At 56.1% G+C, this 14,471-nt stretch carries 12 protein-coding genes and 2 tRNA genes; 1 reads left to right on the top strand and 13 read right to left on the bottom strand.

Annotation, left to right across the window (positions count from 1 at the left end; all coding sequences use genetic code 11):
• Positions 1–37 precede the first annotated feature (37 nt).
• From pnp to kdgT, 3 genes are all read right to left on the bottom strand, one after another.
• On the bottom strand, positions 38–2,173 hold the full coding sequence (pnp, locus tag FEM41_RS02665) for a polyribonucleotide nucleotidyltransferase (protein WP_138094188.1): 2,136 nt from the start codon (positions 2,171–2,173) through the stop codon (positions 38–40).
• Positions 2,174–2,422: 249 nt separating this feature from the next.
• The gene (rpsO, locus tag FEM41_RS02670; RefSeq protein WP_138094190.1) at positions 2,423–2,692 is read right to left on the bottom strand and encodes a 30S ribosomal protein S15; all 270 of its coding nucleotides are present in this window, start codon (positions 2,690–2,692) and stop codon (positions 2,423–2,425) included.
• Between the two features lie 160 nt (positions 2,693–2,852).
• On the bottom strand, positions 2,853–3,848 hold the full coding sequence (gene kdgT, locus FEM41_RS02675; protein ID WP_138099093.1) for a 2-keto-3-deoxygluconate transporter: 996 nt from the start codon (positions 3,846–3,848) through the stop codon (positions 2,853–2,855).
• A 341-nt stretch (positions 3,849–4,189) separates the two neighbouring features.
• Here kdgT and kduI point away from each other — a divergent pair, with 341 nt between their 5' ends.
• Complete coding sequence (kduI, locus tag FEM41_RS02680; protein WP_138094192.1) at positions 4,190–5,026, top strand: 5-dehydro-4-deoxy-D-glucuronate isomerase; 837 nt, start codon at positions 4,190–4,192, stop codon at positions 5,024–5,026.
• Between the two features lie 73 nt (positions 5,027–5,099).
• Here the strand turns inward: kduI and truB are convergent, their stop codons facing one another.
• From truB to folP, 10 genes are all read right to left on the bottom strand, one after another.
• Entirely contained in the window at positions 5,100–6,044 is a 945-nt protein-coding gene (truB, locus tag FEM41_RS02685) for a tRNA pseudouridine(55) synthase TruB (protein WP_138094194.1), read from the bottom strand.
• Complete coding sequence (rbfA, locus tag FEM41_RS02690; protein ID WP_138094196.1) at positions 6,044–6,448, bottom strand: 30S ribosome-binding factor RbfA; 405 nt, start codon at positions 6,446–6,448, stop codon at positions 6,044–6,046. The genes truB and rbfA overlap by 1 nt, the downstream gene beginning before the upstream one ends.
• 63 nt (positions 6,449–6,511) lie before the next feature.
• Positions 6,512–9,187, bottom strand: a complete 2,676-nt coding sequence (infB, locus tag FEM41_RS02695) for a translation initiation factor IF-2 (RefSeq protein ID WP_138094198.1) — start codon at positions 9,185–9,187, stop codon at positions 6,512–6,514.
• A 23-nt stretch (positions 9,188–9,210) separates the two neighbouring features.
• Positions 9,211–10,698, bottom strand: coding sequence for a transcription termination factor NusA (gene nusA / locus FEM41_RS02700; RefSeq protein ID WP_138094200.1), 1,488 nt, complete (start codon positions 10,696–10,698; stop codon positions 9,211–9,213).
• Positions 10,699–10,724: 26 nt separating this feature from the next.
• Complete coding sequence (gene rimP, locus FEM41_RS02705) at positions 10,725–11,177, bottom strand: ribosome maturation factor RimP (RefSeq protein WP_138094202.1); 453 nt, start codon at positions 11,175–11,177, stop codon at positions 10,725–10,727.
• 236 nt (positions 11,178–11,413) lie between these two features.
• Positions 11,414–11,490 (bottom strand) — tRNA-Met (locus tag FEM41_RS02710).
• Positions 11,491–11,546: 56 nt separating this feature from the next.
• Positions 11,547–11,633: transfer RNA gene (locus FEM41_RS02715), tRNA-Leu, on the bottom strand.
• Positions 11,634–11,678: 45 nt separating this feature from the next.
• On the bottom strand, positions 11,679–12,008 hold the full coding sequence (secG, locus tag FEM41_RS02720) for a preprotein translocase subunit SecG (protein WP_138094204.1): 330 nt from the start codon (positions 12,006–12,008) through the stop codon (positions 11,679–11,681).
• Positions 12,009–12,228: 220 nt separating this feature from the next.
• Positions 12,229–13,566, bottom strand: coding sequence for a phosphoglucosamine mutase (gene glmM / locus FEM41_RS02725; RefSeq protein ID WP_138094206.1), 1,338 nt, complete (start codon positions 13,564–13,566; stop codon positions 12,229–12,231).
• The gene (gene folP, locus FEM41_RS02730) at positions 13,559–14,407 is read right to left on the bottom strand and encodes a dihydropteroate synthase (RefSeq protein ID WP_138094209.1); all 849 of its coding nucleotides are present in this window, start codon (positions 14,405–14,407) and stop codon (positions 13,559–13,561) included. Before folP ends, glmM begins: the two co-directional genes overlap by 8 nt.
• Positions 14,408–14,471: the final 64 nt, after the last annotated feature.

Raw genomic sequence — 14,471 nt, forward strand, 5'->3', positions numbered from 1 at the left:
CTCTGCCATTACTGGCAGAGTGCCGGAAAAGCGCATCTTATTCAGCTTCAGGTGCGGCAGGCGCCGCAGCCGGAGCCGCTTCAGCAGCAGCTTCCTTCATGCTCAGTCGGACGCGGCCCTGACGGTCCACTTCCAGTACCTTAACCGGCACTTCCTGGCCCATTTCCAGGTAATCGGAGACTTTCTCTACACGCTTATCGGCGATCTGAGAAATGTGCACCAGCCCTTCTTTGCCGCCGCCAATGGCAACAAAAGCACCGAAATCAACGATGCGGGTAACTTTACCGTTGTAAATACGGCCTACTTCGATCTCAGCGGTAATCTCTTCGATACGGCGGATGGCGTGTTTCGCTTTATCGCCATCGGTCGCCGCAATCTTCACGGTACCGTCGTCTTCGATCTCAATGGTGGTGCCTGTCTCTTCGGTCAGTGCGCGAATAACGGAACCGCCTTTACCGATAACATCTTTGATCTTATCAGGACTGATCTTGATGGTATGGATACGCGGCGCAAATTCAGAGATGTCACCACGCGGTGCGTTGATAGCCTGCTCCATAACGCCCAGGATGTGCAGACGCGCACCCTTAGCCTGGTTCAGCGCCGCTTGCATGATTTCGCGGGTGATACCTTCAATTTTGATATCCATCTGCAACGCAGTGATACCGTCGCGGGAACCGGCAACTTTAAAGTCCATATCGCCCAGGTGATCTTCGTCGCCCAGGATATCGGACAGCACGACGTAGTTGTCGCCTTCTTTCACCAGACCCATCGCGATACCCGCCACGGCGGCTTTCACCGGTACGCCAGCATCCATCAGGGCCAGAGAGGCGCCACACACGGAGGCCATGGAAGAAGAACCGTTGGATTCGGTGATTTCAGAAACCACGCGCACGGTGTACGGGAAACGCTCAGCGTCCGGCATGATAGCCAGCACGCCACGCTTCGCCAGACGACCGTGACCAATTTCACGACGCTTCGGCGAACCTACCATCCCCGTTTCGCCTACGCAGTACGGAGGGAAGTTGTAGTGGAACAGGAAGCGATCGGTACGCTCGCCCATCAGTTCGTCGATGTTCTGGGCGTCACGCTCGGTACCCAACGTCGCGGTAACCAGAGCCTGAGTTTCACCACGGGTGAACAGCGCGGAGCCGTGAGTACGCGGCAGAACGCCTGTGCGCACATCCAGACCACGAATCATATCTTTTTCACGACCGTCGATACGCGGCTCGCCAGCCAGTACGCGGGAACGCACCACGCTCTTCTCGATGGCGTGCAGAATATCACCCAGCTCGTTTTCGTCGAGCGGCTGGTCTTCCGGCTGTTCCGCCTGCAACGCAGCAATGGTTTCAGATTTGATCGCGTCGATCTGCGCATAGCGTTCCTGCTTATCGGTAATGCGATAAGCGTCGCTCAGGCGAGATTCAGCCAGGGCAGCAACGCGCGCGTTCAACGCTTCGTTTGCGGCTTCTGGCTGCCAGTCCCAACGCGGTTTACCCGCTTTAGCCACCAGCTCATTGATGTTCTGGATAACAACCTGCTGTTGATCGTGGCCAAATACCACGGCGCCCAGCATCTGCTCTTCGCTCAGCAACTCAGCTTCGGACTCAACCATCAGAACGGCGCCTTCAGTACCGGCAACCACCAGATTCAGCTGACTGGTTTTCAGTTCATCAGTGGTCGGGTTGAGCACGTATTGATCGTTGATGTAACCCACGCGCGCACAGCCGATCGGTCCGTTAAACGGAATACCGGACAGGGAAAGCGCGGCGGAAGCGCCAATCATTGCCACAACGTCCGGGTTAACCTGCGGGTTTACCGAAACAACGGTCGCGATGACCTGAACTTCGTTAACAAAACCTTCCGGGAACAGCGGGCGGATAGGGCGGTCGATCAGACGCGCAGTCAGGGTTTCGCCTTCGCTCGGGCGGCCTTCACGACGAAAGAAGCTGCCAGGAATGCGGCCAGCAGCGTAGGTACGCTCCTGGTAGTTAACGGTCAGCGGGAAGAAGTCCTGACCCGGTTTAGCTTTTTTAGCACCAACGGCCGTAACGAAAACCGCGGTATCATCCATGCTCACCATGACAGCGGCGGTAGCCTGACGCGCCATCATGCCGGTTTCTATCGTTACCGTATGCTGACCATACTGAAATTTTTGAACGATCGGATTAAGCAAAATAGTACCCTTACTCTCATTAACATGGCAGCGCGCCCTGTGGCGCGCTGTCGTTAGAACCCGATCTTAGCCGCATCCTCGCGACTAATGACAACCCTGCACCGCCCCTGGCGGTCAAGCCTCTCATTAGCCGCGCGAACCTCTGCGGTAAAGATCACTCTTAGCAACAATACATGAGTTTACCTGCAATTGCTGCCATCTGGTTGAAAAAAGGGGCCGTAAAGGCCCCTTTTCTGAAACTTGCAAAAATTAGCGACGCAGACCCAGACGCTCAATCAGGCTGGTGTAGCGAGCAACATCTTTACGCTTCAGGTAGTCGAGCAGCTTACGACGCTGAGAAACCATACGCAGCAGACCACGACGGCTGTGGTGATCTTTTTTGTGCTCCGAAAAGTGGCCCTGCAGGTGGTTGATCTGTGCAGTCAGCAGAGCAACCTGGACTTCGGTAGAACCGCTGTCGTTTGCATCACGGCCGAACTCAGAAACGATTTTAGCTTTAGCTTCAACGCTTAGAGACATTTTAGAACTCCAAAACTTAAGGTAAATGACAGGGCGCCGATCTCTAATTCAGCAACCCCCGAATAAAGCCGGTGTATTCTACCTGTCGCCGCCTTTTATCGCAAGATAAGGGCTCGTCAGTAACGCATCGGGCGCGGAGAATACCTCCGCGCCCTGGCTGTTATGGCTTATCCGCCGCGGCCCCGGGGAGCGGTGGAACCCCGGGCTTATGTCCGCCCACGTGTCGGGCATACAGCGCGGTAATAATCGGCACCAGAATCGCCGTGACGATAACGCTGGCGGCCACCAGTGCGGTCGCCGATGCGGCCACCGGTTCGAATGCCGGGTTAATCTGCGCGATGATAACCGGATTAGCGACCGCAGCACCCGCTGCTGAGGAAGCCGCAACCCCTGCGGTGCCGTTACCACCACCGATAAACTTATCGGCAAGAATCAGCGGAATACCGGTAATCACAATCACCGCCACGCCCAGCAGCACGCCAAGCAGGCCGGTATCGAGGATCACGCCAAGATTAATGGTGTTACCCAGCGCAAATCCGAAGAATGGAATCAGTACCGGCGTTGCCTTGCTGAAAAAGGTGCGGAAGTCATGATCGATATTGCCCAGCGCGAAGCCAATCAGGAACGGCAGTACCGCACCGATAAAGTGGTGAGCCTCAAAGGAAGCCAGACCTGCGGAGCCCAGAATCACCATGGTCATCAGCGGGCCGGATTCTAGCGACATCAGAACGAAAGCGCCAGACTCCTCTTTGGTGCCGTACTGATTCATCAGGCTGGCGTACAGACCGCCGTTGGTCATATCCATTGCCGAAACAATTGCCAGTACCGACAGGCCAGCAAAGACGCCAGTCTGAATACCGGTTTCCGGAATAAAAGAAGCGGCGATGATAGCCACAATCCAGGCTACGGCAATTTTAGTCAGCACCAAAGTGCCAGACTTACGCAGTACCGTGCCGGTGGCGCGCAGGTCGATCGATGCGCCGATACAGAAGAACCAGACGGCAAGAATCGGCACCGTCCCTGAGATCATTCCCTTAGTGAAGGAACCAAAATACTCCCCCGTCGACGGCGCCAGGGTGTTCAGTATCGCGCCAAGTAACAGAGGGACCAGCATCATCCCGCCTGGGATACGTTCAATCGTGGCTTTAATCTTCATCATTAATCCTTACCGTTTTATCAGACCGGGGCATGGCCGGATCCTCTACGGCGATAAACAGTGACCCTATATCCTCGGCGTGAGTCAGACGGGCGAACCACCGCGTAAACGCGGAGTGGCAGACCATTGCCTGGATACGCTCTGGATGAATTCTTCGCGCTTAGCTATAACACGGAACGTGTGTTTGAACAGAATGAAACATTGTTTTAGTTATGCGCGTCACACTCTTATTTTTTGGCGCTGATAGAATGAAAAGAAGTTGATGAAGAAAAGTTTCGTCAGTATTAATCAGACAGCATTGCGGGGTTGCGGGATACCGCCTCCCCATGAGAGGAGAGAGAATGGACGTACGTCAGAGCATTCATAGCGAGCACGCCAAAACACTGGACACTACCGGTCTGCGCAAAGAGTTTTTAATTGAACAGATCTTTGTGGCCGATGAGTACACCATGACCTACAGCCATATCGATCGCATCATTGTCGGCGGCGTTATGCCGGTCACCCGCACGGTCAGTGTGGGTGGCGAGGTCGGCAAGCAGTTGGGTGTGAGCTACTTCCTGGAACGCCGTGAGTTGGGCGTTATCAATATCGGTGGTGCGGGCCGCATCACCGTGGACGGTAAAGCCTGGGAGATGAGCCATCGCGACGGTCTGTACGTGGGTAAGGGCGCAAAGGAGGTGGTTTTCGAATGCCTGGATCCGCAAAATCCGCCGCGCTTCTACTATAACTGCGCACCGGCGCACACGAGCTACCCAACCCGTCGGGTTACACCGGCGGATGTCTCCCCCCAGACGCTGGGCGACGATGTCACCAGTAACCGTCGTACCATCAATAAGTATTTTATTCCCGACGTACTGGAAACCTGCCAGCTCAGCATGGGGCTGACCGAACTGGCGCCGGGCAACCTGTGGAACACCATGCCCTGCCACACCCACGAACGCCGTATGGAGGTCTACTTCTACTTCGGGATGGAAGAGGACAGCTGCGTTTTCCATATGATGGGGCAGCCTCAGGAAACCCGTCACATCGTGGTTCGCAATGAGCAGGCAGTGATCTCGCCAAGCTGGTCGATTCACTCAGGAGTCGGCACCCGCGCCTACACCTTTATCTGGGGAATGGTTGGTGAAAACCAGGTCTTCGACGATATGGATCACGTCGCCGTTAAAGATCTGCGTTAATCCCTGAATAACAAAGGGGGGAGCACCATCAGCGCTCCCCCCTTTTCTTTGTTATATCGCACAGACGCCAGATTTACTCCTGGTGTTCCACCACCAGACGTCGCGGGGCCACGCGCCCGTCGTCGGCGATTTCCGCCATGCCAATAAACTTGTGCTCTTCGCCTTCAGTCACCCGAACCAGCCCTTCAGCAGGGGCGCCATTCACCCGTACCGGCTGGCCGTTCTTAAACCAGAAAGCCACTTCCGACAGCAGATTAACCACCGGGAAGTCGGCAGCCGGGCTGTCCATCGGCATCAGTAGCGGATCCAGCAGCGCTGCCGAATCAGACTCTTCGGCTTCCGCCCGGGCGACCAGCGCATTGAGCTGCTCCAGCGTCACCATCCGTTCGGTCGGATAACGTCCCACCGCCAGACGGCGCAGGAAGATAACGTGAGCGCCACAGCCCAGTTTTTCCCCGAGATCGTCGATGATGGTTCGAATATAGGTGCCCTTGGAGCAGTGAATCTCCAGCTCCAGCTCGTCGCCTTCATGACGAATAAACAGCAGTTCATACACCACTATCGGCCGGGGCTCACGCGGGACTTCAATGCCCTGACGCGCATACTCATACAGGGGACGCCCCTGATGTTTCAGCGCCGAGTACATCGAAGGCACCTGCTGAGTTTCGCCACGAAACGATTCCAGCGCCTGCGCCAGCTCTGCTGCGCTGAAGTTCACCGGGCGCTCTTCCACCACCTGGCCGTCGGCATCGGAGGTGTCGGTACGCTGCCCAAGACGGGCAATCACCCGATAGCGCTTGTCGGTATCCAGCAGATAGCGGGAAAACTTCGTCGCTTCTCCAAGACAGATGGGCAGCATGCCGGTCGCCAGCGGATCCAGGGCGCCGGTATGGCCAGCGCGATTAGCCCGATAGAGACGCTTAACCTTCTGCAACGCATCGTTGGAGGAGAGCCCGCCGGGTTTATCCAGCAGCAGCACGCCGTGAATGTCGCGACCGCGACGACGTGGACGACTCATTACTCCTCCTTGTCGCCATCGTCAGCACGCCCACGACGCGCTTCATCCTGCTTAATCACGTTGGAAACCAGGTTGGACATGCGCATCCCTTCCACCAACGAGTTATCGTAAAAGAAGGTCAGCTCCGGCACGATACGCAGACGCATGGCCTTACCCAGCAGGGTACGGATGTAGCCGGAAGCTTCTTTTAGCGCCTTCAGGCCCTGCTTCACGTTTTCTGCATCATCGTCATTCAGGAAGGTGACATAGACTTTGGCGTAGGCCAGGTCACGTGAGACCTCAACGCCAGATACGGTAGTCATCAGGCCTAAGCGCGGGTCCTTGATTTCGCGCTGCAGGATGATGGCAATCTCTTTCTGCATCTCCTGAGCGACGCGCTGCGAACGACCAAATTCTTTCGCCATGGTAATTTCTCCAGACAAACAGGGGGGCCGTAGCCCCCCATGATTACGCCGATATGTGGTCTATCAGTCGATAGTGCGCTGAATTTCGATAATCTCGAAGACTTCGATCATATCGCCAGTACGCACGTCGTTGTAGTTCTTAACGCCGATACCACATTCCATGCCGTTACGGACTTCGTTAACGTCATCCTTGAAGCGACGCAGGGACTCCAGCTCGCCTTCGTAGATCACCACGTTCTCGCGCAGGACGCGGATCGGGTTGTGACGTTTGACGACGCCTTCGGTAACCATACAGCCCGCGATAGCACCAAACTTCGGCGACTTGAACACGTCGCGGACTTCGGCCAGACCGATGATCTGCTGTTTGTACTCCGGCGCCAGCATGCCGCTCATGGCCTGCTTCACTTCGTCGATCAGGCTATAGATAACGGAGTAGTAGCGCAGATCCAGGCTTTCCGCTTCAATGACCTTACGCGCAGAGGCGTCGGCACGAACGTTAAAGCCCACGATGATGGCGTTGGATGCCGCAGCCAGGGTCGCATCGGTCTCGGTGATACCACCAACGCCGGAACCGACAATCTTCACCTTCACTTCGTCGGTGGAGAGTTTCAGCAGCGAGTCGCAGATAGCTTCGACAGAACCCTGAACGTCGGCCTTAAGCACGATGTTCACTTCGGAGACTTCGCCTTCGGTCATGTTGGCGAACATGTTTTCCAGCTTCGCCTTCTGCTGACGAGCCAGTTTCACTTCGCGGAACTTACCCTGACGGTAGAGCGCCACTTCACGGGCTTTCTTCTCGTCACGTACAACCGTCGCCTCGTCACCGGCAACCGGCACGCCAGACAGGCCCAGAATCTCAACCGGAATGGAAGGACCAGCTTCGGTCACTTCTTTGCCCAGTTCGTTACGCATCGCACGTACACGGCCATATTCAAAGCCGCAGAGCACGATGTCGCCTTTGTGCAGCGTACCTTCACGTACCAGAACGGATGCCACCGGACCACGACCTTTATCCAGGAAGGATTCGATAACCACACCGCTCGCCATACCGTTACGTACCGCTTTCAGTTCCAGAACTTCGGACTGCAGCAGGATGGCATCCAGCAGTTCGTCAATACCGGTACCGGCCTTAGCGGAAACGTGGACAAACTGGCTTTCGCCGCCCCACTCTTCCGGAATAACGCCGTACTGCGCCAGTTCGTTCTTCACGCGATCCGGATCGGCTTCCGGCTTATCGATTTTGTTCACCGCAACCACGACCGGCACCTGCGCCGCTTTAGCGTGCTGGATAGCTTCGATGGTCTGCGGCATCACGCCGTCATCGGCTGCAACCACCAGAACCACGATATCGGTGGCCTGAGCACCACGCGCACGCATTGCGGTAAACGCGGCGTGCCCCGGGGTATCCAGGAAGGTGATGTTGCCGTTGTCGGTGTGAACGTTATAAGCACCAATGTGCTGGGTAATGCCGCCCGCTTCGCCAGAGGCGACTTTGGTGGAACGAATGTAGTCCAGCAGAGAGGTTTTACCGTGGTCAACGTGGCCCATGATGGTGACGACCGGCGCACGCGGTTCAGCCTGAGCGCCGGTATCACGGTCGCTCATTACCGCCTCTTCCAGCTCGTTTTCACGGCGCAGAGTCACTTTATGGCCCATCTCTTCCGCAACCAGCTGCGCGGTTTCCTGGTCGATAACCTGGTTGATAGTCGCCATGGCACCCAGCTTCATCATCACTTTGATAACCTGGGAGCCTTTTACCGCCATCTTGTTAGCCAGTTCAGCAACGGTGATGGTCTCACCAATCACCACGTCGCGGTTAACAGCCTGCGCAGGCTTCTGGAAGCCCTGCTGCAGCGCGCTGCCGCGGCGATTACGACCGCCTTTGCCACCGCGCCCTGCGGCACGTGCTTCTTCACGATCGGCCTTGGACTCGGAATGCTTGTTGCCTTTCTTATGACGGCTGGCCTTGCTGGTACGGCTACGTCCACGTCCGCCTTCCACTTCGCGGTCGTTTTCATCTTCAGCCTGACGGGCATGCTGGGAGGTGGTTACGTGATAGTCGCTATCATCCGTCGTCCCTTCCCAGTCTTTGGTACCGGCTTCGGCCATGCGGCGCGCTTCTTCAGCGGCTCGTTTGGCGTCTTCCTCGAGTTTGCGGCGCGCCTCTTCTTCGGTCTTGCGCTTCAGCTCAGCGGCTTCGGCTTCCAGGCGGGCTTTCTCGGCGTGTCTGGCTTTGGTCACTTCGTCGGTCTGTTGATTGCTCACTTTCTCTTTTTCCGCAGCTTCACGTTTCGCTTTATCAGCGGCTTCACGTTTGGCCTTTTCTTCAGCTTCACGCTTCGCTTTTTCTTCTGCCTCACGTTTGGCAGCTTCCTCTGCCTCACGACGGGCCGTTTCTTCCGCTTCACGCTTCGCTTCTTCTTCCGCTGCCAGACGTTCGGCCTCTTGCGGATCGCGTTTTACAAAGGTGCGCTTTTTGCGGACTTCGATCTGTACCGACTTACTCTTCCCGCCGGTACCCGGAATATTTAAAGTACTGCGCGTTTTACGCTGCAATGTCAACTTGTCTGGCCCTGAAGCGTGTTCGCGATTCAGGTGTGCCAGCAAAGCTTCTTTTTCTTGCGCCGTCACAGAGTCATCAGCAGACTTCCGGATCCCTGCGTCAGCGAATTGCTGTACCAGGCGGTCCACGGGAGTCTGGATCTCTGCGGCCAGCGCTTTTACGGTTACATCGGTCATGCTGTTCCTTCCTGCTAAGTTGATTACGCGTCGTCGCCGAACCAGCAGATATTTCGTGCCGCCATGATAAGCGTCCCGGCCCGCTCTGCGGTCAGGCCTTCGATATCGGACAGGTCGTCCACGCCCTGCTCAGCAAGATCTTCCAGCGAACAGACACCACGTGCAGCCAGCTCTAAGGCCAGAGAATGCTCCATCCCCTCAAGGTTGAGCAGGTCGTCAGCCGGCTTGTTATCGCCGAGACTCTCTTCCTTCGCCAGCGCCAGCGTGGTCAGCGCGTTTTTAGCGCGCTCGCGTAATGCTTCCACGGTTGGTTCATCGAGACCTTCGATCTCCAGCAGTTCCGACATCGGAACATAAGCCAGCTCTTCGAGCGAGGAGAAGCCCTCTTCCACCAGAACCGTGGCGAAATCTTCGTCAATATCGAGATATTTGGTAAACGTATCGATCGCAGCATTGGCCTCGGCCTGGTGTTTGGCCTGCAGGTCTTCCATGGTCATCACGTTCAGCTCCCAGCCGCTCAGTTGGGAAGCCAGGCGAACGTTCTGCCCGTTACGGCCAATGGCCTGCGCCAGGTTACCGGCCTCAACGGCGATATCCATGGTGTGTTTATCTTCGTCCACAACGATGGAGGCGACATCTGCCGGCGCCATAGCATTGATGACGAACTGCGCCGGGTTATCGTCCCACAGCACAATATCGATACGCTCGCCGCCCAGTTCAGTAGAAACCGCCTGAACGCGCGCACCGCGCATACCTACGCAGGCGCCCACCGGGTCGATGCGTTTATCGTTAGTTTTCACCGCGATTTTGGCACGGGAACCCGGATCGCGGGCCGCGGCTTTAATCTCGATAACCTCTTCACCAATTTCCGGCACCTCAATGCGGAACAGTTCGATCAGCATCTCCGGCTTGGAACGGGTGACAAACAGCTGCGCTCCACGCGCTTCCGGACGCACGGCGTAAAGCACGCCACGCACGCGGTCGCCCGGGCGGAAGTTTTCCCGCGGCAGCATATCTTCACGCAGAATCACCGCCTCGGCATTGCTGCCCAGATCCAGCGAGATACTGTCGCGATTTACCTTCTTCACCACCCCGGTCACGATTTCGCCTTCGCGATCGCGGAACTGATCCACCACCATTGCGCGCTCGGCTTCACGCACTTTTTGTACGATGACCTGCTTGGCGGTCTGGGTGGTAATGCGGTCAAAGGTGACGGATTCAATCTGGTCTTCAACATAGTCGCCAGGGTTGAGTTCCGGATCTTCAAAGCGCGCAGCCTCCAGCGTAATTTCGCGGGTTGGCAGAGTCACCTCTTCCACAATGAGCCAGCGGCGGAAGGTATCAAAATCACCGCTACGGCGATCGATGCTGACACGCACATCGATCTCTTGCTCATATTTCTTCTTGGTCGCCGTTGCCAGGGCAGTTTCCAGCGCTTCGAAAATCTTTTCGCGCGGTACCGCTTTCTCGTTGGAAACAGCTTCGACAACGGCCAAAATTTCTTTGTTCATCCTGGGTTTCGCCTCAATCCAGAGTGTTAAAAGTGGGGTACCAGGTTCGCCTTCTGAACGTTGCTCAGCGCGAACACTTCATCTTTGCCTTCGACCGTGACGGTCACCATTTCACCTTCCACGGCTTTAATCGTGCCCTGCCATTTACGACGGTTCTGCACCGCCATGCGCAGGACAAGGCTCACCTCTTCACCGATATAACGGTGGTAGTGATCGGCGGTGAACAGCGGACGATCCAGGCCAGGCGAGGAAACTTCCAGGTTGTAAGCCACAGTGATGGGATCTTCGACATCCAGTACGGCACTTACCTGGCGGCTGGCATCAGCGCAATCATCAACATTTATGCCATCTTCACTATCAATATAGATGCGCAGCGTAGATGTGCGACCGCGAATGAATTCGACGCCAACCAGCTCGTAACCCAGCGCCTCCACAGGCGCGGTGATCATCTCTGTTAACTTCTGCTCTAATGTGGACAAATCCACCCCCAGGACATAAAAAAAGGGCCAAAAGCCCAGTTATTCTCTCGTCAGATAACAAAAAACCCCGATTAACGGGGCTTTATATAACTGAACCCTGTCACCCGTCATACCTCAGGTTGCCGTAATGCAATCTGAACTATTCCGGATGTCACCTTCCGGGAGAATTTTTTTCAAAATTCATCGCGAAGGCGATGCTCTTCACAGTATATTTGAAAAAGAACTCTCAGGGAAAGTGGTTGCGGGGGCCGGATTTGAACCGACGACCTTCGGGTTATGAGCCCGACGAGCTACCAGGCTGCTCCACCCCGCGTCAGAAAACGTTGCGATGATACGCCTGAACTGCCAAAAAAGCAAGTTAACAGGATTTGGTACCGAGGACGGGACTTGAACCCGTAAGCCCTATTGGGCACTACCACCTCAAGGTAGCGTGTCTACCAATTCCACCACCTCGGCACGTAAAGTGCGGCTCTCGCATTAGCCGCACCCGATGCTGGCTGATTAGTTCGGGATATCGCTGGACGGCTTAGCCGGTGCCGCCGGTTGAGTCTGCTCAGTTTTCGGCTGAGTCAGGTTTTCCCATTCGCTTCCCTTACTGGTTTTGTTGCTGTTCAGGTTACCCAGCACGAGGCTGATGATAAAAAACAGCGTCGCCAGTACAGCCGTTACGCGGGTCATAAAGTTCCCGGAACCGCTCGAACCAAACAGCGTAGTAGAAGAGCCTGCGCCGAAGGAGGCTCCCATATCAGCACCTTTGCCTTGCTGCAGCATGATCATGGCGATCAGCGCCACCGCTACAATAAGGAAAACGACTAAAAGAGCTTCGTACATAATCGACCTGTTCCTTGCGGGGTTTCCGCGTACCTTTGCTTCAAACCAAGTAATAGTGAGATGGCATTAGCCTTCCCCACTGAAGCGGGTCTGAATACTATCTAAAGCCTGTGCCGCACGCAAGGGCAATTTCTCAACTTGATGTTATGTGCGGAAAAAAACAGCAATCGCGCGCAACCTGCAGCGGAAAAGCCCCTGAGGAGCCTTTCCGCTTCGGAGATTAAACCTTCTTCACCGCGTCGGCGATGCGATTTGCCATAGCGGTGACCTGGGTTTCATCCTCCCCTTCGACCATCACGCGAATCAGCGGTTCGGTCCCTGACTTGCGCAGCAGCACCCGGCCACGCCCTGCCAGTTCACGTTCCACTTCAGCGGCCACCTTCTGAACTTCCGCATTCTGGAGCGGATCGTCGCTGCCAGCGGTATAGCGTACGTTCACCAGTACCTGCGGGAAAAGTTTCATACCGCGGCACAGGTCCTGAAGGCTCATGCGATTGCGCACCACAGCCGCCAACACCTGCAGACCCGCGACAATGCCGTCACCGGTCGTGGTCTGATCGAGAAGAATCACATGACCGGAGTTTTCCGCACCAATGCGCCAGCCTTTCTCCTGCATCTTTTCCAGCACGTAGCGGTCGCCCACTTTCGCACGCTCGAAGGGAATACCGAGCTCTTTCAGCGCCAGTTCAAGCCCCATATTGCTCATCAGCGTACCCACGGCGCCGCCGTTCAGCCGCCCCTGGCGCAGCCCTTCCCGGGCGATGATATAGAGGATCTGATCGCCATCGATCTTGTTACCTTCATGGTCGACCATAATGATGCGATCGCCGTCGCCATCCAGGGCAATGCCCAAATCCGCATGCTCTGTCACCACCCGCGCCTGCAACATTGCCACATCGGTGGCGCCGCACTTATCGTTGATGTTAACGCCATTCGGTTCGCAACCGACCGCGATCACTTCAGCGCCCAGCTCGCGCAGTACGTTAGGGGCGATGTGGTAAGTCGCCCCGTTGGCGCAATCCACCACAATCTTCAGACCGTTAAGGCTCAGCGCGTTCGGGAAGTTCGCCTTACAAAATTCAATATAGCGACCTGCCGCATCGACAATACGGCTGGCCTTACCGAGATCGGCGGAATCGACACAGCAGATCTCTTTTTCCAGTTCAGCCTCAATCGCCTCTTCCACATCGTCCGGTAGTTTGGTGCCATCGGTAGAGAAGAACTTAATCCCGTTATCGTAGTAAGGGTTGTGGGAGGCAGAAATCACAATCCCCGCTTCAGCACGGAAGGTACGCGTCAGGTAGGCCACCGCCGGTGTCGGCATCGGGCCGGTAAAGGCAGCAGAGAGCCCCGCCGCGGCCAGACCCGCTTCCAGCGCGGACTCCAGCATATAACCAGAGATACGCGTATCCTTACCGATGATGACCTGGCGTGAGCCATTACGCGCCAGGACCTTGCCTGCGGCCCAGCCCAGTTTCAACACAAAATCCGGCGTTATAGGGCTGTCGCCCACCCGGCCACGGACACCATCGGTACCAAAATATTTGCGGTTACTCATAGTAGCTTTTTTCCTTTGCTGAAAGCGTTGCTTCCGTCACCCGCAGCGCCTCTACGGTTTCTTTAACGTCGTGGACGCGAATAATCTGCGCGCCCTGCATTGCCGCGATCACGGCGCAGGCCAGGCTCCCGCTCAGACGCTGATCGGGACCCACGTTCAGCAGTTGCCCAATCATAGACTTACGCGACATTCCGACCAGTAATGGCAGACCAAAGCGGTGAAACTCAGAGAGTCTGGCCAGAAGCTGATAGTTATGTCCTAAATTTTTACCGAAACCAAAGCCCGGGTCGAGCAACAATTTCTCTTTTCCGATTCCTGACGCTTCACAGCGCGAAATCTGTTGATTGAAATACGCCACCACATCATGGAAAACATCGTCGTAGCGCGGCGCCTGTTGCATCGTGCGCGGTTCACCCTGCATATGCATCAGACAGACCGGCAGGCCCGTTTTTGCCGCCGCTTCCAGCGCCCCCGGCTCGCTTAGCGAGCGGATATCGTTGATAATATGAGCGCCCGCACGCGCGCTCTCAAGAATCACCTCGGGTTTAGAAGTATCTACCGAAATCCACACCTCAAAGCGCCGGGAAAGCGCCTCGACTACCGGCACCACCCGTGACAGCTCTTCGTCAACGCTCACCTCATCGGCCCCGGGACGCGTGGACTCACCGCCGATATCGATAATGGTCGCGCCTGCGTTGATCATATCGTTGGCATGCCTGACCGCATCGATCAGCGCATTATGGCATCCGCCGTCGGAAAAAGAGTCCGGCGTCACGTTGAGAATCCCCATAACCTGAGGGTGCGAGAGATCCAGAGAGGATCCCTGGGCGAAGAGTTTCATCAGTTTTCCTTGTGGTTACGACTGGTGACAGAAAAACAAAACCCCGGTCTTAGCCGGGGTTTAC

The organism is Jejubacter calystegiae, from assembly GCF_005671395.1.
GTDB classification, from domain to species: domain Bacteria; phylum Pseudomonadota; class Gammaproteobacteria; order Enterobacterales; family Enterobacteriaceae; genus Jejubacter; species Jejubacter calystegiae.